General features: G+C 58.6%; 27 protein-coding genes and 1 tRNA gene. 20 read left to right on the top strand and 8 right to left on the bottom strand.

Annotation, left to right across the window (positions count from 1 at the left end; genetic code table 11):
- Window positions 1–11: 11 nt before the first annotated feature.
- Both pth and ACFOOP_RS15265 read right to left on the bottom strand, forming a co-directional pair.
- Window positions 12–731 (bottom strand): aminoacyl-tRNA hydrolase, encoded by a 720-nt coding sequence (gene pth / locus ACFOOP_RS15270; RefSeq protein ID WP_379881989.1) that lies wholly within the window; start codon window positions 729–731, stop codon window positions 12–14.
- Window positions 732–786: 55 nt separating this feature from the next.
- Window positions 787–1,443, bottom strand: coding sequence for a 50S ribosomal protein L25/general stress protein Ctc (locus ACFOOP_RS15265; RefSeq protein ID WP_379881988.1), 657 nt, complete (start codon window positions 1,441–1,443; stop codon window positions 787–789).
- Window positions 1,444–1,763: 320 nt separating this feature from the next.
- Between ACFOOP_RS15265 and ACFOOP_RS15260 the strand changes: the two genes are divergently transcribed.
- The 5 genes from ACFOOP_RS15260 to ACFOOP_RS15240 all read left to right on the top strand — a co-directional run bounded on the left by ACFOOP_RS15260 (window position 1,764) and on the right by ACFOOP_RS15240 (window position 7,694).
- Window positions 1,764–4,352 (top strand): hybrid sensor histidine kinase/response regulator, encoded by a 2,589-nt coding sequence (locus tag ACFOOP_RS15260; RefSeq protein WP_379881987.1) that lies wholly within the window; start codon window positions 1,764–1,766, stop codon window positions 4,350–4,352.
- A gap of 123 nt (window positions 4,353–4,475) precedes the next feature.
- Window positions 4,476–4,796: a YerC/YecD family TrpR-related protein gene (locus tag ACFOOP_RS15255; RefSeq protein ID WP_379881985.1), complete on the top strand. Its 321-nt coding sequence runs from the start codon at window positions 4,476–4,478 to the stop codon at window positions 4,794–4,796.
- A complete protein-coding gene (gene hisG / locus ACFOOP_RS15250; RefSeq protein ID WP_379881984.1) occupies window positions 4,789–5,676 on the top strand; it encodes an ATP phosphoribosyltransferase in 888 nt (295 codons plus the stop codon). Before ACFOOP_RS15255 ends, hisG begins: the two co-directional genes overlap by 8 nt.
- A 260-nt stretch (window positions 5,677–5,936) precedes the next feature.
- Window positions 5,937–7,484: an alkaline phosphatase PhoX gene (locus tag ACFOOP_RS15245; protein WP_379881983.1), complete on the top strand. Its 1,548-nt coding sequence runs from the start codon at window positions 5,937–5,939 to the stop codon at window positions 7,482–7,484.
- A gap of 135 nt (window positions 7,485–7,619) precedes the next feature.
- Window positions 7,620–7,694, top strand: a tRNA-Thr gene (locus tag ACFOOP_RS15240).
- 11 nt (window positions 7,695–7,705) lie between these two features.
- Here the strand turns inward: ACFOOP_RS15240 and ACFOOP_RS15235 are convergent.
- Entirely contained in the window at window positions 7,706–8,158 is a 453-nt protein-coding gene (locus ACFOOP_RS15235; protein ID WP_379881982.1) for an acyl-CoA thioesterase, read from the bottom strand.
- Between the two features lie 91 nt (window positions 8,159–8,249).
- Between ACFOOP_RS15235 and ACFOOP_RS15230 the strand changes: the two genes are divergently transcribed.
- From ACFOOP_RS15230 to hisD, 4 genes are read left to right on the top strand one after another with little or no spacing between them, the layout of a single operon-like run.
- On the top strand, window positions 8,250–8,456 hold the full coding sequence (locus ACFOOP_RS15230) for a hypothetical protein (RefSeq protein WP_379881981.1): 207 nt from the start codon (window positions 8,250–8,252) through the stop codon (window positions 8,454–8,456).
- Window positions 8,456–9,715, top strand: coding sequence for a UDP-N-acetylglucosamine 1-carboxyvinyltransferase (gene murA / locus ACFOOP_RS15225; RefSeq protein WP_379881980.1), 1,260 nt, complete (start codon window positions 8,456–8,458; stop codon window positions 9,713–9,715). Before ACFOOP_RS15230 ends, murA begins: the two co-directional genes overlap by 1 nt.
- Before the next feature lie 11 nt (window positions 9,716–9,726).
- Window positions 9,727–10,179 (top strand): DUF2948 family protein, encoded by a 453-nt coding sequence (locus ACFOOP_RS15220; protein WP_379881979.1) that lies wholly within the window; start codon window positions 9,727–9,729, stop codon window positions 10,177–10,179.
- 3 nt (window positions 10,180–10,182) lie between these two features.
- The gene (gene hisD / locus ACFOOP_RS15215) at window positions 10,183–11,475 is read left to right on the top strand and encodes a histidinol dehydrogenase (protein ID WP_379881978.1); all 1,293 of its coding nucleotides are present in this window, start codon (window positions 10,183–10,185) and stop codon (window positions 11,473–11,475) included.
- A 72-nt stretch (window positions 11,476–11,547) separates the two neighbouring features.
- Here hisD and ACFOOP_RS19890 read toward each other — a convergent pair whose 3' ends face one another.
- The 4 genes from ACFOOP_RS19890 to ACFOOP_RS15200 are packed head-to-tail and all read right to left on the bottom strand — an operon-like array spanning window position 11,548 to window position 14,601.
- Window positions 11,548–11,970 (bottom strand): DUF7684 family protein, encoded by a 423-nt coding sequence (locus ACFOOP_RS19890; RefSeq protein WP_434056911.1) that lies wholly within the window; start codon window positions 11,968–11,970, stop codon window positions 11,548–11,550.
- The gene (locus ACFOOP_RS15210; protein ID WP_379881977.1) at window positions 11,967–12,713 is read right to left on the bottom strand and encodes a glutathione S-transferase; all 747 of its coding nucleotides are present in this window, start codon (window positions 12,711–12,713) and stop codon (window positions 11,967–11,969) included. The genes ACFOOP_RS19890 and ACFOOP_RS15210 overlap by 4 nt, the downstream gene beginning before the upstream one ends.
- The gene (gene trhO, locus ACFOOP_RS15205; protein ID WP_379881976.1) at window positions 12,710–13,636 is read right to left on the bottom strand and encodes an oxygen-dependent tRNA uridine(34) hydroxylase TrhO; all 927 of its coding nucleotides are present in this window, start codon (window positions 13,634–13,636) and stop codon (window positions 12,710–12,712) included. The genes ACFOOP_RS15210 and trhO overlap by 4 nt, the downstream gene beginning before the upstream one ends.
- 35 nt (window positions 13,637–13,671) lie before the next feature.
- Complete coding sequence (locus ACFOOP_RS15200; protein ID WP_379881974.1) at window positions 13,672–14,601, bottom strand: DUF481 domain-containing protein; 930 nt, start codon at window positions 14,599–14,601, stop codon at window positions 13,672–13,674.
- A 28-nt stretch (window positions 14,602–14,629) separates the two neighbouring features.
- Here ACFOOP_RS15200 and ACFOOP_RS15195 point away from each other — a divergent pair, with 28 nt between their 5' ends.
- The 11 genes from ACFOOP_RS15195 to ACFOOP_RS15145 all read left to right on the top strand — a co-directional run bounded on the left by ACFOOP_RS15195 (window position 14,630) and on the right by ACFOOP_RS15145 (window position 23,310).
- Window positions 14,630–14,761, top strand: a complete 132-nt coding sequence (locus ACFOOP_RS15195; protein ID WP_379881972.1) for a hypothetical protein — start codon at window positions 14,630–14,632, stop codon at window positions 14,759–14,761.
- Window positions 14,762–14,788: 27 nt separating this feature from the next.
- Window positions 14,789–15,277, top strand: a complete 489-nt coding sequence (locus ACFOOP_RS15190; protein WP_379881971.1) for a UPF0262 family protein — start codon at window positions 14,789–14,791, stop codon at window positions 15,275–15,277.
- A gap of 15 nt (window positions 15,278–15,292) precedes the next feature.
- Window positions 15,293–15,718: an arsenate-mycothiol transferase ArsC gene (locus tag ACFOOP_RS15185; RefSeq protein ID WP_379881970.1), complete on the top strand. Its 426-nt coding sequence runs from the start codon at window positions 15,293–15,295 to the stop codon at window positions 15,716–15,718.
- 84 nt (window positions 15,719–15,802) lie between these two features.
- Window positions 15,803–16,021, top strand: a complete 219-nt coding sequence (gene infA, locus ACFOOP_RS15180; RefSeq protein WP_379881969.1) for a translation initiation factor IF-1 — start codon at window positions 15,803–15,805, stop codon at window positions 16,019–16,021.
- A 5-nt stretch (window positions 16,022–16,026) separates the two neighbouring features.
- The gene (locus tag ACFOOP_RS15175) at window positions 16,027–16,611 is read left to right on the top strand and encodes a Maf family protein (protein WP_379881968.1); all 585 of its coding nucleotides are present in this window, start codon (window positions 16,027–16,029) and stop codon (window positions 16,609–16,611) included.
- Entirely contained in the window at window positions 16,596–17,774 is a 1,179-nt protein-coding gene (locus ACFOOP_RS15170) for a ribonuclease E/G (RefSeq protein ID WP_379881967.1), read from the top strand. Before ACFOOP_RS15175 ends, ACFOOP_RS15170 begins: the two co-directional genes overlap by 16 nt.
- Window positions 17,755–17,958 carry a DNA gyrase inhibitor YacG gene (locus tag ACFOOP_RS15165; RefSeq protein WP_379881966.1) on the top strand — a complete coding sequence of 68 codons (204 nt, stop codon included), beginning with the start codon at window positions 17,755–17,757 and terminating at the stop codon, window positions 17,956–17,958. The genes ACFOOP_RS15170 and ACFOOP_RS15165 overlap by 20 nt, the downstream gene beginning before the upstream one ends.
- A 26-nt stretch (window positions 17,959–17,984) precedes the next feature.
- Window positions 17,985–18,761, top strand: a complete 777-nt coding sequence (locus ACFOOP_RS15160) for a formate/nitrite transporter family protein (protein ID WP_379881965.1) — start codon at window positions 17,985–17,987, stop codon at window positions 18,759–18,761.
- A 78-nt stretch (window positions 18,762–18,839) separates the two neighbouring features.
- A complete protein-coding gene (locus ACFOOP_RS15155) occupies window positions 18,840–19,154 on the top strand; it encodes a hypothetical protein (RefSeq protein WP_379881964.1) in 315 nt (104 codons plus the stop codon).
- A gap of 78 nt (window positions 19,155–19,232) precedes the next feature.
- Window positions 19,233–21,329, top strand: coding sequence for a TonB-dependent receptor (locus tag ACFOOP_RS15150; protein WP_379881963.1), 2,097 nt, complete (start codon window positions 19,233–19,235; stop codon window positions 21,327–21,329).
- An 82-nt stretch (window positions 21,330–21,411) separates the two neighbouring features.
- A complete protein-coding gene (locus tag ACFOOP_RS15145) occupies window positions 21,412–23,310 on the top strand; it encodes an acyltransferase family protein (RefSeq protein WP_379881962.1) in 1,899 nt (632 codons plus the stop codon).
- A gap of 57 nt (window positions 23,311–23,367) precedes the next feature.
- Here the strand turns inward: ACFOOP_RS15145 and ACFOOP_RS15140 are convergent, their stop codons facing one another.
- Window positions 23,368–23,913 (bottom strand): hypothetical protein, encoded by a 546-nt coding sequence (locus ACFOOP_RS15140; protein WP_379881961.1) that lies wholly within the window; start codon window positions 23,911–23,913, stop codon window positions 23,368–23,370.
- Window positions 23,914–24,065 lie beyond the last annotated feature (152 nt).

The following is a 24,065-nucleotide window of genomic DNA, read 5'->3' as shown; positions in this document are numbered from 1 at the left end:
ATGGATGCCTTCTATTTCTTGTCGCCGAGCAGTTTCTTTAATGCGTCGGTGAATGCGTTGTCGCCAGAATTTGTTTTCTCAGGCGCGGGAGGCGCGTTTTTATCAGTTCTCTCGGCTATGGCGCCTTTCGCCGCCACGCCAGAGGCTTTCGCTGGTTTCTTTGCGGGCGCGAGTTTGTGTGCGACCGCCGTCTGGAACCGGTTATGGTCCGTTTGCGCGAGATAGGGGGCTTCACTTGCGATGGCCGCGAGCATCGGCTCCAGCCAGTCCTGATCGGCTTTGGAAAAATCGCCGAGCACATGGCCTGTGACGCGCGACTTGTCACCCGGATGGCCAATGCCGATTCGGACCCGGTGAAAGCCATTGCCGATATGGGAATCGATGGAGCGGATACCGTTATGGCCGGCGGCTCCGCCGCCGGTCTTCATCCGCAGCTTGCCCGGCGCGAGATCGAGTTCGTCGTAAAACACGATCACGTCGGTTGGTTCGAGCTTATAGAAGCGCAACGCTTCACCCACGGAACGGCCGGAGTCGTTCATATAGGTCTGGGGCTTCAGGATCAGCGCCTTTTCGCCGCCAAGAGCGCCGTCGCGAATCTCACCCTGAAATTTTGTCCGCGCTGGCCCAAAGCCGTTCGCGTCGCCAATGGCGTCAACGGCCATAAAGCCGACATTGTGCCGGTGGCGTGCGTATTTTGCGCCGGGATTGCCGAGCCCTACGAGCAGCAGCATGGGGTGCTCCGTTCTATCCCGGGGCCGGAAAAGCGCAAAGAAACCGCGAAGAAGACTAGTCTTCTTTCTCGTCTTCTTTCTTCTCTTCGCCCTCTTCGGCTTCCGCAGATGCGTCAGCGTCATCATCAGACGAACGCAGCGCCGACGGAGCCGCAATCGTTGCGATGGTGAAGTCGCGATCGGTGATCATGAAGGTCACGCCCGCGGGCAGATTGATCGAAGAGGCGTGAATGCCGTCGCCAACATCGAGACCCGTAACATCGATTTCGAAGACTTCGGGGATCGCCGTCGCAGGCGCGTAAACTTCGACTGCGTGACGCACGACGTTGAGAACGCCGCCTTTTTTGAGGCCCGGCGACTGTTCTTCATTGATGAAGCGAACCGAAACATCGACGTTGATGCGGGTTTTCTCGTCAACACGCATCAGATCCACATGAACCGGGAAACCCTTGACCGGGTGCACCTGAACATCGCGGGCGATGACTGGCTGCTGGCCGTCTTCACCGGGAACGTCGATTTTCGCCAGGTGAGCGAGCAGACGGCCGTTGAGGTAAGCCTTGTTCACTTCATTAGACTTCAGGTTAACGGCCACCGGATCGGCGCCGCCGCCATAAAGCACGCCTGGGATCCAGCCTTCGCGCCGCGCTGCGCGGGCGCCGCCAGTGCCAGTGTTCTTGCGGGGTTCACAGTAAAAAACGTCGGTCTGTGCCATCGGTCTAGGCGTCCTTCGCGCAAAAACCGCCACTTCGGCGAGCCATATCCGGCTCCCGGGGCGGCGGAGAATTCCTGATTGAGCGGCGGTCTATAGTGGAAAGGCTGGCGGACTGCAAGCCGTCAACCACCGCCTTTTCAGCCCTTTTCGGGCTTGTCTGGCCCTGCGCGCCGCAGGGGCTGATTTGCCAAGGGTCCAAGGGGGCCGCTCGGCACGCAGTGTCCTAATCGACATATCTCATAGCGGAAAAGGTTTCCCGCAAACTGGCGTTAACCATCACAGGGTAGGCTGAGGGTGAACTAGTCAGTTTACGGGGCGACATGGCAGCAGCAGGCAAGGTTGTAAACGACCGGCGGGACGCCCCGTCAGGCGCCCGGCTTATGGGGGCTGCGCTGGCTGCGGGCGCGCTCGCTGTCATTTTCGTCTTTTTTGTCTTCGCTTTATATCATGACTTCTCTGAAGGCCGCTTCCGCCGGCAGGAGCTGGAGAAATCCCTCCAGACCATCGGCGCTACGACGGCCTGGGGCGCTGACAACTGGCTGAGCCAGCGGGTCACATTGGCTGAGGGGCTGGCGCAGTCGGTTTCGGACCGGTTCGATGGCAAGGATGCGACCAGCATCGTTCACAAGCCGGTCTACGAAAAAAACTTTATCTGGACTTATTTCGGCGAAGCGAACGGCGTCTATCACATCTGGCCGCTGGATGATTCCCTGCCGGACGACTACGACCCGCGCACGCGTCCCTGGTACGCCGCCGCCATGCTTGCGGGGGAAACCACGCTGACCGAGCCCTATTTCGATATTACGACCAATGTGGAGACCATCACGGTCGCCGGACCGGTCTATCGCGACGGCAAGCTTTTGGGCGTTGTCGGCGCGGATTTTTCAACAGACTCCTTGAGCGAAATTCTCTCTCAAACCGACATGGGCGGGCTGGGACACGCTTTTCTCGTCAGCGGGGAGGGCAAAATTCTTGCTCATCCAAATCGCGGGCTCGTGTCGAAAGACATCGCCGCCGTTTATCCTGGACAGCGTCCGGTCATTTCAGATGACGTACAGTATCTGGACGATCTCGAAACGCCGCAAATCGTTGTTTTTCACCGCATTCCGTCACTGACCGCTGTCGACTGGTATCTTGCTCTTTCTGTGGATAAGGCCGCTGCGTTTCACTCGATCACTGAATTCAGAGAGTCCGCGCTGATTGCGACTCTGTCCGCAGCGTTATTGCTTGTGATTGTACTTGGTTTTGTCATTCATCGCATGCTTGTCCGTCCGCTGATGAATGCGCGCATCGCCGCCGACGCCGCCAATGTGGCAAAATCGGAATTCCTGGCCTCCATGAGCCATGAAATCAGAACGCCCATGAACGGCGTCCTCGGCATGGCCGAAGTCCTGATGAACACAGATCTGGATAAGCGCCAGCGCGAGCTGGCCGGGATCATTGTCTCCTCGGGCAACGCGCTCATGACCGTCATCAATGACGTGCTCGATTTTTCGAAGCTCGAAGCCGGCAAGTTCCGGTTGTCGGCGCAGCCTTTCAATTTGCGTCAGACCATCAATGAAGTTGCGATGATGATGCAGGCGCCGGCGCTCGATAAGGATATTGAGCTTATTGTGCGTTACGCGCCGGATCTCCCCGAGGGGGTCATCGCGGATGAATCCCGCATGCGCCAGGTGCTGGGCAATCTCATCGGCAACGCCGTAAAGTTCACCGAGCACGGTTATGTGCTGATCGAGGTGACGGGCGAGAGAATTGGGCAAAACGTCAATCTGACGATCAATGTTTCCGACACCGGCGTCGGCATCCCTGAGGATTTGATTCCGCGCATGTTCGAGAAATTCGAGCAGGCGGACGCCTCCCACACCCGCAAATTCGGCGGTACGGGTCTCGGCCTCGCCATCTGCAAGAATATTGTCGATCTGATGGGCGGGACGATCAACGCGGAAAGCGAAGTGGGCAAGGGCTCGCATTTCCGGGTGGCCCTGACCCTGCCGGTGGATGATACCATCTGCTCAATGCCGGAAACGGCGTCCGCCGCCTTTACCGGCGTGCGCCTGCTTGCGGTCGATGATAACGCCGTCAACCGGCGTATTCTTCAGGAGCTGTTTGACGGATGGGGTTTCCGGTCCACCGTGGTCAGCGATCCGGTGCGCGCCATGGCAGCGCTGGAGCGGTCTGCGAGCGATAACGATCCCTATCACGCCATGGTGCTCGACTTCCAAATGCCGGGGGAGAATGGGGCCGAACTGGCCATGCGCATTCAGGCCGATCCGAAATTTGGCGCCATTCCTGTTCTCATCCTGTCTTCAGTGGACAATGCGCCGGCCGTCAGCGCCGCGGCCAATGTGCGTGTCGCAGCCTATCTGTCAAAACCTGTTCGTCCCTCACAATTGATGGATGCGCTCGCACAGTCGCTCGCCGCCGAAGCGCCAAGATTGCTCCGGGGCGCCGCGCCTTCCTCTAAGGCGGTTGAAGAGGCCGCGTCAGGCCCCGCCGCCGCTATTGCAAAACCGAAACTGCTTATCGTCGAAGACAATCCCGTCAACCGTATGGTGCTCACACAGTTCATCGATGAGGATCAGTTCGAGATTGTTATTGCAGAGAACGGCGCCGAAGCGATTGAGCGCTTCAAGTCAGATACGCCGGCCATCGTGTTTATGGATGTATCCATGCCGGTCATGGACGGTTTGGAAGCGACAAAAGCCATTCGCGTCTATGAAGAAGGCGCAGGTCTCCCCAGACGCCCGATCATCGCGACGACGGCCCATGTCCTTGAAGAGGACCGCCGCCGCTGTCACGCCTCGGGCATGGATGACTTCATGACCAAGCCCATGAAAAAGGCGACGGTGACGGCCACCCTGGAAAAGTGGCTCGGCGATGGGCCGCAACTGGCCGCCAACGACGTCTGACCTTTTATCCGAGAAAAAGATTCCTAATCCGCCGCTTGACAGCGTCGGATTAGAATGTATTAGCGTAGTAATACGATGATACATGAGAGAACCCTGGCTTTGAAAGCAAAATCAAGATCGAGCGTGCAATCAGGCGCAGGCGGCCCGGCAAGCGGCGAAAACGCCTTGTTTGACGCCTTCGCAAAGCTCGAATCCGGCAAGGAGGCGGCGCGTTTTCTGCGTGATCTCGCGACGCCCGGTGAGCTCGCCGCTTTTGCAGAGCGTTGGCGCATCGCCCGGCTTCTGGATGAGGGCCGTCTTTCCTATCGGGAGATCGCGGCGAAAACAGGCGCCTCGACAACCACCGTCGGCCGGGTCGCGCGGTTTTTGCGCGAGGAAAACCATCAGGGATACAGGCTTGTGCTGGATCGCATGGCCGGACAATCGGGAGCAGGACATGAGTGAGCAAAGGTTGCGTATCGCCATTCAGAAATCGGGCCGCCTGTCGGATGGCAGTTTCGAGCTTTTGAAAAGCTGCGGACTGACGATCTCGCGCGGACGCGACAAGCTTTACGGGCGCGTGCAGGAAATGCCCATCGACATATTGTTATTGCGCGATGATGACATCCCCGCTTTCGTCGCGGACGACGCCTGCGACATCGGCATTGTCGGCCAGAATGTTTTCGAAGAAGAGCTGCTCAATGAAACCCACGAGGCGCCTGCTCAGGAAGTCATGCGCCTTGGTTTCGCGCGTTGCCGTCTGATGCTGGCGGCGCCGAAAGAATGGACATTTGACGGCGCCTCCATGCTTGAAGGCAAACGCATCGCCACTTCCTACCCGGCGCTGACCCGCGCCTGGCTTGAGCGTGAAGGGGTTAACGCCAAGGCTGTGATGATGAAGGGGTCGGTCGAAGTGGCGCCGCGCCTGAAAATCGCCGACGCCGTCTGCGATATTGTCTCCACGGGCGCGACGCTCGACGCCAATGGGTTGAAGCCGGTCTCGACGGTGTTTGCTTCCGAAGCCATCCTGATCCGCAATCAGAATGCGTTTTCACCGGAAAAACTGGTCGTGTTCGAGTCCCTGCTGAAGCGCATCAATGGCGTTCTGACATCAAAAGACGCAAAATATATCATGATGAATGCGCCGCGTTCTGCGGTGCCGGCGATCACCGAGTTTCTACCCGGCGCCGATGCGCCGACCGTTCTCGAGCTTGCCGGCAATCCCGAGAAGGTCGCCATTCATGCTGTTTGCCGCGAAAGTGTTTTCTGGGATACGCTGGAGCGGCTGAAAAAACTCGGCGCCAGTGCGATTCTGGTTTTGCCGATTGAAAAGATGATGGCGTAACGCGTCATTGATTCGGTATGGCGTGTTCAATATGCGCATGCATTGCGCTTGTTATTTTCATGAACACGCACGGCTTGCGCATATTCAAAAAACTTTTCCAAAGAAAGCAGGTTTATAGCCCGCTTTCGTTCTCATGTCATATTCCTGAAAATATCGCCGCATAGATATGACGCAGTAGCGTAAAACAAATCCGTACACAAACAGATAAGCGCATTCGTTGCGCCGCCACGCCAGCTTTTGCAGGCAGGATAGGAGAATCTATGTCTAATTTTAGCGCGCCGAACATTAATCGCGGCATGAGCCGCCGGGACATGCTGCGCAGCGGCGCAGCGCTGGCCGGCGCTGCGGCGATTGCGACGCCCCTTCGCGGTCTTGCAGCCTTTCAGGGCGGCGTTTCATCCTATGCAGAACCGATCCCCAGCCCCTATGGCGCAATTTCGCCGAAGCTTGACCAGACGACAGGCTTGCCATTGCTGCAGCTGCCAGACGGTTTTTCATACCGCTCCATGGGCTGGACAGGCGACCTGATGAATAACGGCCAGCCGACGCCGCCGCGTCATGACGGCATGGCGGTGGTCGAGCAACGCGGACAGCTGACGATGCTGATACGCAACCACGAAAACGGCGTCGTCAACGATCTGGAAGGAAACCCGTTCGGCCTTATCGACGCTCGCGCCATCTATGACGATGTCGTCAGCGCCGATCAGGGCGCGCCCAAAGGCATTTCAGGAGGAACAACAACACTCGTTCTGCGCAAAGGCGAATACTACAAGACCATCCCGAGCCTTGGCGGCACGCTGACCAACTGCGCGGGCGGTCCGACGCCTTGGGGCACATGGCTGACTTGTGAAGAGACAACGACCAATCTTGAACCGCTCGGCGGCAAGAAGCACGGTTATGTCTTCGAAGTGGCGTGGAACGGCAACAAGCGCTCGCAACAACCGATCGTCGAAATGGGCCGCATGGCGCATGAGGCTGTGGCGGTCTACCCGCATACGGGCGATGTTTATCTGACCGAAGATCGCCGCAACGCCGCGGGCTTTTATAAATATGTGCCTGATTATCCCCAGTTCCGTTTCGGCGCGCTGGAAAAAGGCGGAATGCTTTACGCCGCAAAAGTCGTCGGCGAAAACAATGTGGACATCAACAACCCGTCGATCGGCGATTGTTATCAGCTCGAATGGGTTTTGATTGAAGAGCCCGACGCCGATCCTGCGCAATATACCGATGACATCGTCGACACCGAAGCGAGCGGTCCGTTCCTGCAGGCGCATGCAAAGGGCGGTCTTCGCATGAGCCGGGGCGAGGGCTGCTGGTACTCGAAAAATGACGGTCTCATCTATTTCGTGGATACGGCTGCAGGCGTCGACGGTTCCGGCCGTCCGGGTCGGGGTCAGGGCGGCGTCTGGGCGTTCGATCCGGTGCGCAACCTGCTGACCTGTATCTATGTGTCGAGCAATCCGCTCGCCGGAAACAACGCCGACAATCTGACAATCAGTCCACGCGGCGGCATCGTCTTGTGCGAAGATGGCGGCGGCGTTGAGGACTCGTTCGGTTTTGGCGAACGGCTTCTCGGGCTTACGCCTGCGGGTGCGCCGTTTATCCTCGCCAAGAACAACATCCAGCTGTCGACTTCGGATTTGAAGGCGGCGGGTAAATCAACGCTCCTGATCGCGGAAGATGATTATCGTGACCGGGAATGGTGCGGCGCCTGCTTCGACCCCACCGGATCGACGCTTTTTGTGAACGTACAGACGCCAGGCGTCACTTTCGCCATCACCGGTCCCTGGGGCGCGGGGCCGCTTTAGTCCCGGTTCGCGTTGAGTATCCGCCATCCTGAGCTTCGCTTGGGGTGGCGGTTTTTTAGCCTCTGGCGGGCTTCCCAAGCTGCGCGCGCCGCGTTATACCGCCGCCTCTTTTCGGGGCCTCAGGGCCTTGACGATGCTGCCGTAGCTCAGGGGTAGAGCACTCCCTTGGTAAGGGAGAGGCCGAGAGTTCAATTCTCTCCGGCAGCACCAGTTTCTCCGGCTCAGTCCGGAGTTACCCCAAACAAATCCAATATCTCCTGGCTGACCCGCCTCGGTTTGCGGGTTTTGGCGTCGATCAGGCACCAGTCAGTTTCGACTTTCGCCGAAAATCGCTTCGCGTCGGGCTTTCTGATGTCGATATGGCGGATGAAGCGGGGGCCGGAGACGCGGCCCAGCCAGGTGCGGATTTCCACGGTCTCGCCTTCGACCACCTGATCGCGGTAGTCGATCTCGTGGCGCAGGGCGACCCAGACCAGATCGCGCTGCATTTCCTCGGTGGCGACAGCGCGCCAATGGACGGTGCCCGCGTCCTGCGCCCAGATGAGGTAGACGGCGTTATTGACGTGGCCGAGCTCATCAATGTGCTCAGCCCTGGCCTGACGCGTCATCAGGACGGCAGTCTCAAAAGAGCGGGCCCCGGCCAGATTGCCCGAGAGGGAAAGGTCAATGGTCATGAGGGCTCTCTAAACGGCCTCCAGTCCCACGGAAAGCCCCGGTTGCAGCGCGCTTGACGGATCGGGCGGCAGGGCCTTTAAGTCGCGCCCCATGCCGGAAAATGAGGATAAATCGCAGGAAGGTCCCACCGCCGCCCAGAAAAAGCCGGGCCGGCAGCGAAATAACGGCGCCAAGGGCAGCGCCCGCGAGGCGCGGCTTGCTGAGGCGCTGCGGGCCAATCTGCGGCGGCGCAAGGCGCCAGGCCCGACTGACCCCGGGGCTGATGACAGCGGCGATAAAGCGACGAAAGAAGAGTAATGGATAAACTGGCGATTATTGGCGGACGGCCGCTTTACGGAACGCTGCCGATCAGCGGCGCGAAGAACTCCGCGCTGAAAGTGATGGCGGCGGCGTTGCTATCCGACGAGCCGCTGACGCTCCATAACGTTCCCCGTCTTGCGGATGTGGATATGCTGCTGCGTCTGCTCGAACAGCATGGCGCCAGCGCGAATTTCGACGGCTCAACCCTGACGCTGCATGCGAAAACCATCGCCTCAACCGAGGCACCCTATGATCTTGTGCGGAAAATGCGGGCGAGTTTCAACGTGTTGGGCCCGCTTCTGGCGCGCGAAGGCAAGGCCAAGGTGTCTTTGCCGGGCGGTTGCGCCATCGGCGCCCGCCCCGTCGACCTTCATCTGAAAGCGCTGACCGCCATGGGCGCGGTGATTGATCTCGATGAAGGCTATGTGCTGGCGGAAGCGCCTGAGGGCCTGCATGGCGCGCATGTAACGTTTCCCTTTGTTTCCGTCGGCGCTACCGAGCACACCATGCTCGCCGCCGTGCTGGCGAAGGGTGAAACAGTGATTGAAAACGCCGCGCGTGAGCCGGAAATCGTCGATCTCGCCGACTGCCTCAACGCCATGGGCGCGAAGGTATCGGGCGCAGGGACGTCGAAGGTCACGGTTGAAGGCGTCGACCGCCTCCACGCCGCCGAACACAGTGTCTTGCCTGACCGGATCGAAACCGGCGCCTATGTGATGGCGGTGGCGGCGACCGGGGGCGAACTGACTTTGACCGGCGCGCGCGCCGATCTGCTCGGCGCTGCGTGGGCGTCGCTTGAAGAGGCGGGCGTCGAGCTGGAAGAGATCGAAACCGGCATCCGCGTCCGCCGCAATGGCGCTCGCTGTAAGGCGGTGGACATCATCACCCAGCCTTTCCCCGGATTTCCAACCGATCTTCAGGCGCAGTTCATGGCGCTGATGACCACGGCGGACGGCGTTTCCACCATCAAGGAGACGATCTTTGAAAACCGTTTCATGCACGCGCCGGAGCTCGGGCGCATGGGCGCCAAAATCTCCGTGGACGGACAGACCGCAACCGTGCGCGGCGTCGAGCGGCTGAAAGGCGCGCCGGTGATGGCGACGGACCTTCGCGCCTCCATGTCGCTGGTGATCGCCGGGCTCGCCGCCGAAGGTCAGACCATGGTCAATCGCGTCTATCACCTTGACCGGGGCTTTGAACGTCTGGAAGAAAAGCTACAGGCATGCGGCGCGCTGATTGAGCGCGTGAAAGAATAGGAGAGGCGGCTTTGGCTTCGCTGAAGGACTATAAACCCTTGCGGCTGATGGCGGGCGATGCGGAGGACCTTGGGGTCATGTCCGCAGTGCTTCAGGACGCCGTGGCCAAGCTCGGCGATTTCGCCTTCCTTCCGGCGGAGCGCCGTTTCGCTCTAGTCGCCAATCGCTTTTGCTGGGAATGCGCCGCCGACCGCAAGCATGGGCCGTTCGCCCGGGTGCGCACGGGCGTGCATTTTGACGATGTGAAATCCGCCCAGTTCCAGCGCCTGCGCACAGACGCGAAAGATGCGGTGGTTGACTTGCTCGCTATCAGGTTCGAGGCGGGCGAGGATGGGGCCGGCGAGATTATCCTCGATTTCGCAGGCGGCGGCGCTGTGCGGCTCGAGGTTGAGAGCGTCAACGCCTATAGCGCCGATATCTCCGAGCCCTGGCGGACACGGGCCAAGCCCGAACATAAAGAGTAGGTCATGGCCCAGCGTCTTAACAGCAAGGACGCGAGCTTTAGCGCTGCGTTCGACGCCTTTGTGCTGAAGGACCGCGATGGCGGCGCCGATGTGAGCGCTGTTGTGCGTGAGGTGATCGCCGCCATGCGCGCAGGCGGCGTGGATGCGCTGAAAGACTACACACAGAAATTCGACGGTTTCGCGCTAACGGAAAACAATCTGCGCGTGACGGCGGAAGAGATCGACGCGGCGGAAGCGACTTGCGACAAGGATGATCTGAAGGCGCTCGACTTCGCCGCGGCACGAATCCGCACCTATCACGAAAAACAGATCCCTTCCGATGTGCGCTATACGGACGATCAGGGCGTGTCGCTCGGCTGGCGCTGGACATGCGTTGACGCCGCCGGGCTCTATGCGCCGGGCGGGCGGGCCGCCTATCCGTCATCGGTGCTGATGAACGCCATTCCGGCGAAGGTCGCAGGCGTCAACCGCCTCGCCATGGTGACGCCCGCGCCGAAAGGCGAGATGAATCCGCTGGTGCTGGCGGCGGCGAAACGCGCCGGCATCGACGAGGTTTACCGCATTGGCGGAGCACAGGCGGTGGCCGCGCTTGCCTATGGCGCAGGGCCAATCAAACCTGTGGACGTGATTGTCGGGCCGGGCAACGCCTATGTGGCCGAGGCGAAACGTCAGGTCTTCGGGATTGTCGGCATCGACAGCGTTGCCGGACCGTCCGAGATTTTGGTCGTAAGCGACGGAAAAACTGACCCGAACTGGATCGCGGCTGACCTGTTGTCTCAGGCTGAACATGACCCGTCGTCCCAGAGCGTCCTCATTACCGATAACGCCGCATTCGCCGACAAGGTCGAAGAAGCGGTGAGGGAGCAGCTAAGCGACAGCCCGCGCCGGGAAATCGCCGAAGCGGCGTGGAGCAACAATTCCGCCATCATCATCGTGTCATCGCTCGATGAAGCGCCGGCGCTGGTGGACAAGATCGCGCCGGAACACCTTGAACTCGCCGTGGACGATCCGGAAGCGCTCTTGAACAAAGTCCGTCACGCGGGCGCGATCTTCCTCGGCCGTCACGCGCCGGAAGCCATCGGCGATTATGTGGCGGGGCCCGATCACGTCCTCCCCACCGCGCGCGCGGCGCGTTATGCGTCGGGGCTGTCGGTGCTCGATTTCATGAAGCGCACGTCGATCATCGGCTGTGATGAAGCCGCGGTCGCAAAACTCGGGCCCGCCGCCGCGCGCCTCGCCGATGCGGAGGGTTTGCCCGCACATGCGAAGTCGGTGCGGGTACGTTTGAAAGGCTAACAAGGGCGCCAGTGCGGGTTTGATCACAGCAAAATGCATCCCATATCAAGTCCGATGACGGTGCAGAACTAGTCATTTAGTGTCATCGTACGCAGTAACTATTTCCGTGCGTCTATCTTGTTTGTTTATGTCTATCAAAATTGTTCGCTTGAGCTCTATTATAGAGTGGTGCGCGCAATTTTTTGAAAACCAAAAAACTTCATCCAGTGTTTCCTCCGAATGCCATGTCGTAAGAACGAATTGTTCTTCTGGTATCTCTTGAAAATTAAACCGTTCTAGGTTGGCATAGTCGACGCTGTCGTCCCATAATATGCAGTCGTTTCCCCACGCCATCATGTATAAACATCCGCCGTACACCAACCAGCTACTAATCAAATCTCTCCATTCTATAGATACGGATTCCTGAATGATCACTACGCATCTAAAGGCGCTGCCCCGCAAATCGGGCGGCAAAGTTCCTGTTGGCAAATGTATATATTCGACGTTTTGAATCATGAAATTTGAGGAAACTGCATTTCCTCACCAGTCTCTTTCCACAACGGATATTTTTCCATCACCGATTTGAACAGCGCCGAGTCCATCAGCGGCTTTAGCCAGCGCTGGACATTGGGGATCGGCGCGGCGTCGAACCAGTCCTTGTCGGCGATGCGGAACTGGCGAACGAAAGGAAAGATGGCGATGTCGGAGAAGCCGCGCTCGCTTCCATACAAGTAAACATTTTCCAACGGCACGCCTTCATCCTGAGGAGCGCCTATTCTTCGCCCTTCGAGACGCGGGCTGCGCCCGCCCTCAGGATGAAGAATAGGCGCGTCTCGAAGGATGGAGATTTGGTTTACCAGACGCGTTTCCAGCTTTTGCAAGAACTCAAACCCGGCGGCGCGGTGTTCCTCCGCGTCGGCGTCTTCATAACGCGTTGAATATTTATAGCGGTCGAGATGGTGTTTGAACGGCCCGTCATTTTCCGCGATGAGCGCATCGTCCTTGCGCGCGAGCCAGCTTTCCGGATCGTTTTGATTTAGCGCCCAGTTCATGACGTCGAGACTTTCGTCGATGACGGTCTGGCCATCAATGAGCACCGGAACCGTGCCTTTCGCTGAGGCGGCGAGCATTTCCTCCGGCTTGTCGCGTAACAGGATTTCACGCAAGCGCACCTGAACGCCGCTTGCGGCAACCGCCATGCGCGCCCGCATGGCGTAGGGGCAGCGCCGGAATGAATAGAGGATCGGTGTATCCGTCATTCGGCTTTGGAGAGCTTCTTGCCGATATGCTGTTCGCCGCGCGCCTTGGCGAGCTCAATCTGTTTCTGGCGTTCGGCAAAACGCTGGCGTTTTTCTTCGGAATATTCATCAGCGCAATGGGGGCAGGAAATTCCGGCGACATAATGCGGCGAGGCTTTGTCTTCTTCGGTAATCGGCCGGCGGCAGGCGAAACACTGATCATAGGAGCCGGGCGCGAGGTCATGGCCAACGGAAACGCGCTGATCGAAAACGAAACATTCCCCGCGCCACAGGCTTTCTTCCTCCGGCACGGTTTCGAGATATTTCAGGATGCCGCCTTTAAGATGAACAACGTCTTCGACGCCTTCGGAGCGCAGGAACGCCACGGATTTTTCGCAGCGAATGCCGCCGGTGCAATACATGGCGACTTTCTTGAACTGATGTTCCTCGCGGAACTTGCGGAACCATGCTGGGAAGTCGCGAAAGGACGTCGTCTTCGGATCAATCGCGCCTTCAAACGCGCCAATCCCCACTTCATAGTCGTTGCGGGTGTCGATGACGATGGTGTCAGGATCGGAGATTACCTTGTTCCAGTCATGCGGCTCCACATAGCGCTCATGGCTTTTATGGGCTTCCACATCGCCGACGCCGAGCGTCACGATTTCTTTCTTCAGGCGCACTTTCATCCGCAGGAATGGATTTTCATCCGTATAGGATTCTTTCCACTCAAGATCAGCGCAACCGGGTAGCGCTTTGAGGGCGGTGAGGACGGCGTCGACGCCTTCGCGCGGCCCCGCGATCGTGCCGTTCACGCCTTCAGCCGCAAGCAGGATCGTGCCCCTGACGCCTTGCTGTTCCGCGCACGCCAACAGCCCCGGCTGATGCTCGGCGAAACCGGGCAGGGGGGCGAATTTATAAAAGGCGGCGACGACAATTTCGGTCATGGCGGCGTCTTAAGCCATGAGCGCGCATGTCTCAACTAGAACCCGTAAATCAGCGACGCCTTGGCGATGGTGTCGGTGTTTTCACGGCCCAGCGGCGGGTCTGTCTCGTAGCGGTATTCGAAGGACAGGCCGGTGGAGATATCGCCCCATAGTTGCGTCGTGAGAGCGGTGACGGACTGGAAGGTCGTTGTCGGCGAGGTCCATGTGACCTCGAAATCCTGTTCGAACTTGATCCCTTCGCGGATCAGCCAGTCGAATTCGCTGGCCGCGTAAAGGGCGACCTCTTTTTCGATATCGCGGGTGTCGTCGATGGGGGAGTATCGATAGCCCGGCCCGCCCTCGAGCTTCCACGATAATTCTTCCGATTTCAGGAAGTAATGGCCGAGACCTGCGCCGCCGAACAGGCGATAGTCAAATCCGGAGAAGTCATCCTCGACATAGGAGACGCGGCCATAGGCGTAGGTGTGGTCGGTAAAATTATAATCGAGCTTGTAGGATGCGCCCCAGCGTTTCTGGTTGGTTACATTGTTGGATTCACCGAGATCGAAAAAAGCTTTGATGTTGTGTTTGAAATCGCCATCTGCGCGCGCGGCGTCGACGGCGATCCCAACCGCAGCGTTTTCTGAATTGCCAGTGGAAAGAAGTCCCGACGCGCTGATCTTGCCGTCCCAGGGTTTGACGGCGAGGAGGCCGCCTGACGGCGCCGGCGCAGCCTCTTCGGTTTCTTCGGCGGGAGCGATCTCGGCGATGCGGGTTTCAGCCGAGGCGTCGATGGCCTCTGCATAATCGGGGAAGACAGCCTTCACCGCTTTCGCCACCGCCGTGATTTCGTCCGCGTCGCCGCTCTCCTGGGCGGCGTAGAGCATGGCGGCGGCGATGTCTGGCATCGCGCCGGGCGCTTCGGCGGCATGTGCGCTGGAAATACTCAACAGCGCCGCTGCGCCGGAAACGAATCTGCGGTCCATTGGTAACCCTTCTTGGAGGTCGGAATAGATGGAACATGCCGCGATTCGATTTGTTCCGGATGAAATCACGTTCATGGAAGAACCCACGATTAATCTCGTGATCTCAGACCCGGCGAGACGGCAAAATGGCCTACGTGACGGCGCCCGCTTCGACGGCTAAGAAGGGGGGCAACGATTCGGGAGAGACATGGCCGGAGCGGAGAACTGCGGGGAAAAGTTTCATATCGTCAAGATTGAGCTTGACGAGCGTTCCCTTGCGCCTGCCACCGCCGATATCGAGCATGAACGTAAAGTCGCGATTTACGATTTGCTGGAGGAAAATTATTTCCGTCCTGTCAGCGTTGAAGGCGGACCATTCGAGTTATATCTGTCGAATGTTGAACGGCGGCTGGTCTTTGATGTGCGCCGCGAAGGCGGGGAGGCGTTGGGACAGATTCATTTGTCCATGACGCCGTTCCGCAAGATCATCAAAGACTACTTCATGTTGTGTGAGAGTTATTACGACGCGATCCGCAATGCGGCGCCCGCGCAGATTGAAACCATCGATATGGCGCGTCGCGCCATGCATAATGAAGGCGCAGAAATCTTGACCGACCGGTTGAAGGATAAAATTGAAGTCGACGATAATACAGGGCGAAGACTGTTCACCCTGATCTGCAGTTTCCATATGCGCTAGGCGGAGAGGGGAGAGATGACGAAATCAGTGCTCTTTGCCTGCAATATGAACTCAGTGCGCTCGCCGATGGCGGCCGCGTTATTGCGGCTCGACGCGGGCGATCAGCTCAATGTCGATTCCGCCGGCGTCTATGAGGGCGGCCTCGATCCCTTTGTGGAGATCGTCATGGAGCAGCTCGGCGTCGCCATGGGCGGTCATGAGCCCAAAACCCTGAGCGAAGTGGACCTCACCGCCTTTGACGTCGTCGTGGCCCTGACCCCGGAAGCGGCCGTCGAGGCGCGCAAGCTTCTGCCGCGCGCGGCCATTGAATTCTGGGATATCGAGAACCCCTCGGAGGAGCGGGGCGGGCGCGACGCCATTGTCGCCGCCTATGGCCGGGTTCGGGACGAATTGCGCGTCAAGCTCGCCCGTCGATTTCCCGAAATCTACAAAAAGCCTTGATTTTCAGCCCACAGCCGACCATGTTCCCGCCGCTGCCGGGGCGCTTTGGCGTGATTCCGGAATGAGTTGTTGGTTGAGGAGCGAATGGCGAAAGAAGAACTACTCGAGTTTGAAGGGACCGTGGAAGAGCTCCTTCCTAATGCGACCTTCCGGGTAAAGCTCGAGAACGATCACGAAATCATCGCCCATACGGCAGGCAAGATGCGCAAGAACCGCATTCGTGTGCTCGCCGGCGACAAGGTGCTCATTGAAATGACGCCATACGACCTGACCAAGGGCCGTATCACCTACCGCTTCAAGTAAGTCTTGTGACCGCAGGCGCGCCGCTGATCCTTGCGAGTTCGAGCCCGCGGCGTAAAGCCCTGCTTGAGATGATCGGGATAAAACCCGACGACATCATTCCCGCTGACATTGACGAGACGGAGCTCAAGGGCGAGCTGCCGCGCGATCTTGCCTTGCGTCTCGCCAGGGGAAAGGCCGAGGCGATTGCAAAGCAGCGCCCTGACGCGTTTGTGCTCGGCTCCGACACTGTCGTCGGCTGCGGGCGGCGCATTCTGCCGAAGGCCGAAGACGAAAAAACCGCGCGTGATTGCCTCGCGCTTTTGTCTGGCGGCGCGCACCGGGTTTTTTCCGGCGTGGCGTTGGCGAAACCCGGTGGCGACATGACAGCCCGTGTTGTGGAAACCCGGGTTAAGGTGCGCCGTCTCGATGACGCAGCGATTGAAGAATATATCGCCAGCGGCGAATGGAACGGCAAGGCGGGCGGGTACGCTATTCAGGGCTTGTTCGCAAAGCATATCATTTCGATTATCGGCTCGCACCCGAATGTGGTGGGCCTGCCGGTTTATGAAACAGCAAACCTTCTGGTGGGCGCCGGATGGCGCAACTCGTGAAGCATCTGGTTATCGAATGCGGCGTTGCGCAGACACGCGCCGCATTGCTGATGAACGGGCAAGTCTGGAAGTTCTGGTTCGGCCCGGCGCGCGGCGATGAAATGTCCGATACATTTCCCCGCGCAGGGCGGCGTTTCGCGGGGCGCATCAAGAAAACGGATAAGGCGCTTGCCGCTGCGTTTGTGGATCTTGGAGACGGGCGCGACGCTTTTCTGCCGCTCAAAAAAAGCAATGAATCCCATTGTATCGATGGCGCGCTGATCGAAGTCGAGATCAAGGCGCCGCCGCGCCAGTCAAAAGGCGCCGCCTTGCGGTTTATCGGCCCGCTGACGGAGGGAGCGCCCGGTCGCTTGGCGCCCCTTACGGATGCGGCGCTTGAAGCTGTCCAATCGATGGGCGAAGGCGCCGACGAGATATTGGTGGATGACGGCCCCGCTTTGCGCATGTTGCACATGGCGGGTTTCGAGAACGCGTCCCATGAAAGTCATCCGGTTTCGCTGTTTGAGCAATACGGCGCCGATCAGGAATTCGACGCAGCGTTTGAGCGCGTTGTTCCGCTGACGGGTGGGGGATGCCTGATGATCGACGAGGCGCAGGCGCTGACGGCCATAGACGTCGACACTGGCGGGCTCACGGCTTCGTCACCGGCGCGGCTGCGCGAGAAAATTGCGTTCGCTGCGGCCGAGGAGGCCATGCGCCAGATTTCCATGCGCAATATTGGCGGGCACATTGTTATCGATTTTCCGGATATTCCGGGTGAGGCGGGTCGCAAACGATTTCAGGCGCATTTGCGCAAAGTCATGGCGAGCCTCGACGGCGCTGGCGCGGCGAGCTTTTCGCGCTCCGGATTATACAGCTTCACGGCGCCTCATCATGCGCTTTCCCTGCTTGACCGGTTTACGCAAGAAGATGCGGCGGCGCCGGTTCCCGGGCGGCGTTTCACAATTGAGGCGGCGTCGAAAATGGCGCTCGCCGCCCTGGAACGGCGCTTGCGCTCAGAGCCGGCCGTGCGCTTCCGGCTTTGCGCCGGCGCTGCGATTGTGGAATATCTGGGCGAAAACGAAAATTGGCGCGGACGGTTGACGCAGTGCTATGGGCCGCGTTTTGACATCGTCACAGAAGACAAAAGCGGAGACCGGAATTTTGACGTCACCGAGCAATGATAATGGCGGGCGCGCGTCGCCGCCTTGCCCGATCTGTAATGCGCCCCCTGCGCAGGACTATGTCCCATTTTGCTCCAAGCGCTGCGCAGATGTGGATCTCCATCGCTGGCTGTCGGGAAGCTACGCCATCCCGGCTGAAGAGGATGACAGCGAGGGCGCTTCGACTATGGAAGACGACAGTTGAGCAGCGGCCCCGAGGAGCCTGCGGCCATGAACGTCACTGGCGTTGACGCCTACGCACCGGCGGAGATCGCCACCCGCATCGAAGCTGTAGGCGTCGCCAAAGCGAAGCACCCATTGCTGAAGTTGTTCATGCTTTCCGTGCTTGCCGGCGTGTTCATCGGTTTCGGCGCAGCATTTTACACCGTTGTCGTAACCAATGACGGGGTCGGCTATGGACTGTCGCGGTTGCTTGGGGGGATGGCGTTCTCTTTAGGACTGGTGCTTGTCGTCGTCGGCGGGGCCGAGCTTTTCACCGGCAACAATCTGATCGTCATGGCCTGGGCGGACAAACGCATCTCCACGGCGGCGTTGTTGCGTAACTGGGGCGTCTCCTATGTGGGCAACGCTATCGGCGGACTTGCGCTTGCTTTCGCAGTCTATTGGAGCGGAGTTCTCGATCTCGGCGCATCTGACGCGACCGCCATTCGGCTCACTGAGGCAAAGCTTGCCTTGCCTCCGGTTGAAGCGTTCTTGCGCGGGGCTCTGTGCAACGCATTGGTCTGTCTGGCGGTTTGGCTCAGTTTTGCCGCGCGCAGTGTCACTGACAAGATCCTCGCCATTGTGTTTCCGATAACCGCATTCGTTGCGCTCGGCTTTGAGCATTCGATTGCAAATTTTTACCTTATTCCAGTCGGGTTGCTGGCTGGCGCTGAGGGCGGCGTTTTGAGCGCCGCCGCAAATCTTATTCCTGTGACGCTTGGAAATATCGTCGGCGGCGCAGGCGGCGTCGCTGGCGTCTATTGGGTGATTTATGGACGCACTTAAACCCGACTGGTCAGCCCCTGTGGTATGTGATAGAGTTACATCCGCCGGGAGGCTAATCCCGGCAGTGCTGAGGACTGAATGCAAGCGGGATTTTTGAAATTCTGTCGCTCACGGGCGGGCGCGGCGCTGATAGCCGCCGTCATCGCTTTGCTTGCCTCTCAGATCATCATTTCAGCCCATGCTACGAAATATGGCGACGGTCCACATAAACATGATGGACAGGTCTGCGTTCTCTCGCTTGCCGCGCCAGGCGTGGACAAAGCCATCGCCAATGCAGCCTTTGCGCTGGTCGTAATCGCCGCCGTCTGGTGTGCTGGCGCCCAGGTGGCGCAAACCGAACGTGCGGCCATCGCTGTTCGCGCGGCGAAACCCCGTGGTCCTCCGAGCTTTTAGACAATCCGAAATTGTTGCGTTGATTGTCAGGCCCCGCGTTTGAAAGCGTGAGGCGTATAAGCTTGAAGGAATTCACTCGTGAAAAAGAAACTGCTGTTGTCCGGCGCTGCGGCGCTGGGGCTGTGCGCTCCGCAATTTGCGTATGCGCAAGGGGAAAGTCATGAACATGCTGATGATGAGATCATCGTCACCGGCACCCCCATCGCTCACCCCGAACATGAATCGATTATCGCCGCCGACGTTCTGACCAAGGAGGAGCTTGCCTCGCGCGGCGAAGCTTCCATTGGCGAACTCCTGCGCCGGGAGCCGGGCGTGTCGTCAACCTTCTTTGGTCCGGCGGCGAGCCGTCCGATCATTCGCGGTCTTGGCGGCGATCGGATCAGCGTTCTCGATGCGGGCATCGGCTCCATCGACGCCTCCTCCGTGAGTGACGACCACGCCGTCGCGGTAGAGCCTGCTACAGCGGAACGCATCGAAATCGTACGCGGCGCGGCGACGCTCTATTACGGGAGCTCTGCAGCGGGCGGCGTCGTCAATGTTTTTGACGGACGCATCCCCGACAATGTGCCTGAAGGCGGGGTCGACGGCGCCCTGCGCACAAGCCTGTCTTCCGTGAATGATGCTGTTGAGGCGGCAGGCGGGTTCGATGCGCTTGTGGGCAAGTTCGGCGATACGAGCTTCGTCTTTCACGGCGAGGGATATTACCGCGACGCTGATGATTACGAGATTCCCGGCTTTGCTGAATCGGAGCGTTTGCGCGCCGCCGAAGAAGCGGAAGAAGATCACGAAGGTGAAGAAGATCACGAAGGGGAGGAAGAAGCCTTTGGCGCGGTGCCTAACACAGCCATCACGGCGAAAGGCGGCGCGGTTGGCGGCTCGCTGATTTTCCCAGACGGCTTTATTGGCGTTTCGGCGAAAATTTCGCGTTCACTCTATGGAGTGCCCGGCCATCACCATCATGAAGAGGAAGAAGGCGAAGACCACGATCACGAAGAGGAAGGCGAAGAGTCGGTCAGTATTGATCTCGAGCAGGAACGCTACGACCTCATGGGCGAGCTCAACAAACCGTTCCTGTTTATCGATACGACAAAGATCCGTTTCGGCTATGCGGACTATACTCATCAGGAGCTGGAAGGCGCGGACATCGGCACCACGTTCAATAACACGGGTTATGAAGGGCGCATTGAGTTTCTGGAAAAGGAATTCGGCAATTTCCGCGGCGCCTCAGGCTTCCAGTACAAGCATCGCAATTTCGAAGCGATTGGCGATGAAGCCTTCACGCCGCCGAACATCACCGACCAATTCGGCGTCTTCACCGTGCGCGAATATGAGACCGGCAACTGGCACGCCCAGGTCGCGGGCCGCTATGAGCATACAGATATTGAAGCGGAAAGCGTCGGGCTCAGCCGGTCATTCGACGCCTACAGCGTGTCGGCTGGCGCCGGCGTCGAACCGACGGACAATCTTTTCCTCGGCGTGAATCTGTTACGGACACAACGCGCGCCAGCGCCGGAGGAACTCTTCTCCGACGGCGCCCACCTTGCGACTAACGCCTATGAGTTGGGCGATCCTACGCTCGGGAAAGAAACCTCCCGCGGGGTTGAGACAACCCTTCACGGCGAATATGGCCGGCTCGGCTTTACGGTCAACGGCTTCTACACCGACTACAAGGATTTCGTAGCGCTCATTCCGAATGGCGACGATGTTGATGGACTGCCGGTGTTTGAGTTTGTGGCGCATGATGCTGTCTTCAAAGGCTTTGAAGCGCAGGCGGATGCGGATCTCTTTTCCGCAGCCGGATTCGATGTGTTGGCGCGTGCGCAGATCGATTATGTGCGGGCGAAGTTCAAGGACACTGGCGATGTGCCGCGTATTCCACCTTTGCGGACAATCCTTGGCCTTGAGGCGACATCGTCCCATTTCGATCTGCGAGGCGAGGTTGAGATAGCGGCGGAGCAGGACCGCATCGCCGATTATGAACTGCCGACGGATGGCTATACGCTGGTCAATCTCGCCGCGACCTGGCGGCCTGGCGGTGAAGATCACGGCCTGTCGGTGCAGCTTCGAGCCGACAATGTCACCAATGAGGAGGCGCGCCTGCACACATCTTTCCTCAAGGACGTAGCCCCGCTCCCCGGCCGCAATCTGAAACTCACCCTGCGCGGAGAGTTCTAGGATCGCCGTAAAATATGGCGTGATTGCAGTTTTCCTGCAATCACGCTTTCATCCGCCCCGGTCAGCAATCGCGTGGCGGGGAATGGCGAAAAGCAGGTATTTTGAAGCGATAGATGGATTGCGCGCCATTGCGGTGCTGCTCGTCCTGTTTTTCCATGCGGGTTTCAGCTTCGCCAAAGGCGGATTTGTCGGGGTTGACGTTTTTTTCGTCATTTCCGGATTTCTCATCACGGGCATGATTGCCCGGGACATTGAGCGCGATCACTGGTCTTTCGGCCGGTTCTATTTGCGCCGGATCGCTCGCCTGACGCCTGCGCTGCTGGCGACGGTTATAGCGACGTTGACAGTCGGTTATTTTATCTTGTCGCCGGAGGATCTGGCGCGGCTCGGCCGGACGGGAAGTTACGCCGCGGTTTCCGGCTCCAATTTCTTCTTCTGGCTGGAGTCCGGTTATTTCGATCAGGCGTCGTCTTCGAAGCCATTGCTGCACACCTGGTCGCTTGGGGTCGAAGAGCAATTCTATCTTGTCTGGCCCGCGCTTGTTTTTCTGCTGGCGAAAGCGGGCGGACGAAAAGCAATCGCTATCGGCTTGGCGGGGCTGGGCGCAGTCTCGTTAATCGCGGCGCTCTATGGCAGCGGGAAAAATCCGGGCGCTGTATTCTTTCTGATGCCTTTTCGTATTCATCAGTTTGCGCTTGGCGGATTGATCGCTTTGATGCTGCAGCTGAAGACCGGGCGTACGCAGTCTTACACGGGGATCGCCGCTATTTTGCTGCTGATCGTCTCCGGCAATCTGGCGTCAGGCGATAGCGGACCTTATTTGCTGAACGCTGTTTTGCCCGCAATTGCGGCGGCTCTCTTCATTTGGTCATCGGAAGCGAAAGTCATCAAGACAGTTTTCGCGTCCCCGCCCATGCGATGGCTCGGCAAGCGGTCCTATTCGATCTATCTCGTTCACTGGCCGTTGATGGTCATGTGGCCGCTCGCGACGGATTTTGAGCTTTCAGCAACAGAGGGCGTCATTGCGATTCTGTTTTCCGTGGGCTTGGGCGCCGCATTGTACAGTTTTGTAGAAAAGCCATTTCGCTTTACGGCGGAAAAAACCCAAAAGGCGCGTGACCGCTCTTTGGTTGCGACGGCGTTTCTTCTAGTTGCAGTGATGTTCGCCGGCGCGCATCTGTGGGCGCTGGATGGACTGCCCGGGCGCACCAACCCGGCGTTCAAAAAATATGCTTCCATGAAAAATGAATGGGACAACAGGCAAGACAAATTGCGGATGGGTGTATGCAATATTACAGACGCTAAAGGCGCCCGGACATTTGACGAGAAAATTTGCGCAACGCCGCCCGGCGATCGTGCGGCGTATATGATCATCGGAGACAGCTACGGTTCGGACGCCTATCTTATTCTTCCGCAAGCCTATCCGGATGTTTATTTTGGTCAGCTTACCTTGCCGGGATGCGTGCTCGGCGGCCCGGATAGTATGAAATATAATAAGAAATGGAGCTGGTGCGCCGACCTGTACCGTAAAGCTTATGCGCTGGCGCGGCGGAACGGCTTTGACGGGGTAATTTTCGCCAGCAACTGGAAAGAAAAAAGCAGCGACCTTATCGATGAACTCGCCAGTTGGTCGTCCCAGCACGATCTCGACCCAGTCGTCCTGACTTACCGGCCGACCTTCAAGGAGAGGATTCCGAAGATCGTGACGACATCCGTCAGTAAAGCCGCCGCGGAAAGACGGGCCGCCAAAGCGGAGCTTGTCAGTCACCAGATCTGGGCGAACGCGATGGAAGATCAATTCCAGGGCGAGGTCACGATCGTCAACATGTACAAGCTTTTATGCGGAGAGCGGCCATGTCCGATTTTCGATGACAAGGGCGATCTGCTTTATCTGGACACAAGCCATATATCCACTGCCGGCGCGCAGTGGGCGGCGCAACGCATAAAAGAACAGCATCCTCAACTTTTCGAGAAGCGCTGAGAACAACCCCGCAGCCGGGGCGCAGCCGCGGGGTTATTTGAGAGAGCGCGGTGTGTCTTAGAGGGTGCTGCCGGGCGCTTTGACTTTAGCCAAGGCGGCGAATTGCTGGCGTTCGGTTTCATCAAGTGCTTCATCGTCATTCTGGTCAGCTTCGTCGAACTGTGCGACGCGCGCTTCCACTAATTCATCATGGGAGATGGCTTCATCGCCTTTGCTGATTTCCGCAAACTGTTCTTCTGCGGTTGTCGCTGTTTCAGCTTTTGCTTCCATGCCGGCCGTTTCTGGCGGGGTTGCGCCTTCCGTGTCGATAGCTTCGTCCGGAATGCTTAGCGCGGGGTCGTTTATCGGCGCGCGCGCGGCGGCGTAAGCGAGGAATTCCGACTGGTCGACAGTGCCGTCATCATTTTGATCGGCTTGAAGGAATTCTGACTCGGCGTAGAGCTTGGCTTCGTCGCGCGTCACAACCTGGCTCGCGTCGATGATGGTGGCTCCCGCTTCAATGTTCACCGACCCTTCAGTTTCCGGCGTCATTGTTTGCTGGGCGTTCGCCGCCAACGGCGCAAGTGCAAAAGCGGATGCGCCAAGAATAAGCATGCGTAACATAATTGCCTCCTTTGTAGGTTTAGGTTCGACGCATCTTATTGCGCCGTGCAAGGAGTAATTAATATTGTTTGCGGCGGATGTTAGTTAAGCCTTGGTCATGACGTTCACGTCATGACTTGGCTGTCATGAAAAGAATTTAAGGTGATCGAAAC

It is taken from the genome of Hyphococcus aureus (genome assembly GCF_042643165.1).
Lineage (GTDB): Bacteria > Pseudomonadota > Alphaproteobacteria > Caulobacterales > Parvularculaceae > Hyphococcus > Hyphococcus aureus.
Note: the sequence above shows the minus strand (reverse complement) of the source record. Positions and strands in the feature narration are given on the sequence as shown.

Excerpts from the sequence above, each read along its gene's own strand:
- hisG (WP_379881984.1), top strand. The coding sequence starts at position 4,789 with ATGAGTGAGCAAAGGTTGCGTATCGCCATTCAGAAATCGGGCCGCCTG.
- ACFOOP_RS15200 (WP_379881974.1), bottom strand. The coding sequence starts at position 14,601 with ATGGACCGCAGATTCGTTTCCGGCGCAGCGGCGCTGTTGAGTATTTCC.
- ACFOOP_RS15195 (WP_379881972.1), top strand. The coding sequence starts at position 14,630 with ATGGAACATGCCGCGATTCGATTTGTTCCGGATGAAATCACGTTCATG.
- ACFOOP_RS15170 (WP_379881967.1), top strand. The coding sequence starts at position 16,596 with ATGGCGCAACTCGTGAAGCATCTGGTTATCGAATGCGGCGTTGCGCAG.
- ACFOOP_RS15230 (WP_379881981.1), top strand. The coding sequence starts at position 8,250 with ATGCCGGAAAATGAGGATAAATCGCAGGAAGGTCCCACCGCCGCCCAG.
- ACFOOP_RS15160 (WP_379881965.1), top strand. The coding sequence starts at position 17,985 with ATGAACGTCACTGGCGTTGACGCCTACGCACCGGCGGAGATCGCCACC.
- ACFOOP_RS19890 (WP_434056911.1), bottom strand. The coding sequence starts at position 11,970 with ATGATTCAAAACGTCGAATATATACATTTGCCAACAGGAACTTTGCCG.
- ACFOOP_RS15245 (WP_379881983.1), top strand. The coding sequence starts at position 5,937 with ATGTCTAATTTTAGCGCGCCGAACATTAATCGCGGCATGAGCCGCCGG.
- ACFOOP_RS15145 (WP_379881962.1), top strand. The coding sequence starts at position 21,412 with ATGGCGAAAAGCAGGTATTTTGAAGCGATAGATGGATTGCGCGCCATT.
- murA (WP_379881980.1), top strand. The coding sequence starts at position 8,456 with ATGGATAAACTGGCGATTATTGGCGGACGGCCGCTTTACGGAACGCTG.
- trhO (WP_379881976.1), bottom strand. The coding sequence starts at position 13,636 with ATGACCGAAATTGTCGTCGCCGCCTTTTATAAATTCGCCCCCCTGCCC.
- ACFOOP_RS15260 (WP_379881987.1), top strand. The coding sequence starts at position 1,764 with ATGGCAGCAGCAGGCAAGGTTGTAAACGACCGGCGGGACGCCCCGTCA.
- ACFOOP_RS15265 (WP_379881988.1), bottom strand. The coding sequence starts at position 1,443 with ATGGCACAGACCGACGTTTTTTACTGTGAACCCCGCAAGAACACTGGC.
- pth (WP_379881989.1), bottom strand. The coding sequence starts at position 731 with ATGCTGCTGCTCGTAGGGCTCGGCAATCCCGGCGCAAAATACGCACGC.
- hisD (WP_379881978.1), top strand. The coding sequence starts at position 10,183 with ATGGCCCAGCGTCTTAACAGCAAGGACGCGAGCTTTAGCGCTGCGTTC.
- ACFOOP_RS15155 (WP_379881964.1), top strand. The coding sequence starts at position 18,840 with ATGCAAGCGGGATTTTTGAAATTCTGTCGCTCACGGGCGGGCGCGGCG.
- ACFOOP_RS15190 (WP_379881971.1), top strand. The coding sequence starts at position 14,789 with ATGGCCGGAGCGGAGAACTGCGGGGAAAAGTTTCATATCGTCAAGATT.
- ACFOOP_RS15140 (WP_379881961.1), bottom strand. The coding sequence starts at position 23,913 with ATGTTACGCATGCTTATTCTTGGCGCATCCGCTTTTGCACTTGCGCCG.
- ACFOOP_RS15235 (WP_379881982.1), bottom strand. The coding sequence starts at position 8,158 with ATGACCATTGACCTTTCCCTCTCGGGCAATCTGGCCGGGGCCCGCTCT.
- ACFOOP_RS15185 (WP_379881970.1), top strand. The coding sequence starts at position 15,293 with ATGACGAAATCAGTGCTCTTTGCCTGCAATATGAACTCAGTGCGCTCG.
- infA (WP_379881969.1), top strand. The coding sequence starts at position 15,803 with ATGGCGAAAGAAGAACTACTCGAGTTTGAAGGGACCGTGGAAGAGCTC.
- ACFOOP_RS15210 (WP_379881977.1), bottom strand. The coding sequence starts at position 12,713 with ATGACGGATACACCGATCCTCTATTCATTCCGGCGCTGCCCCTACGCC.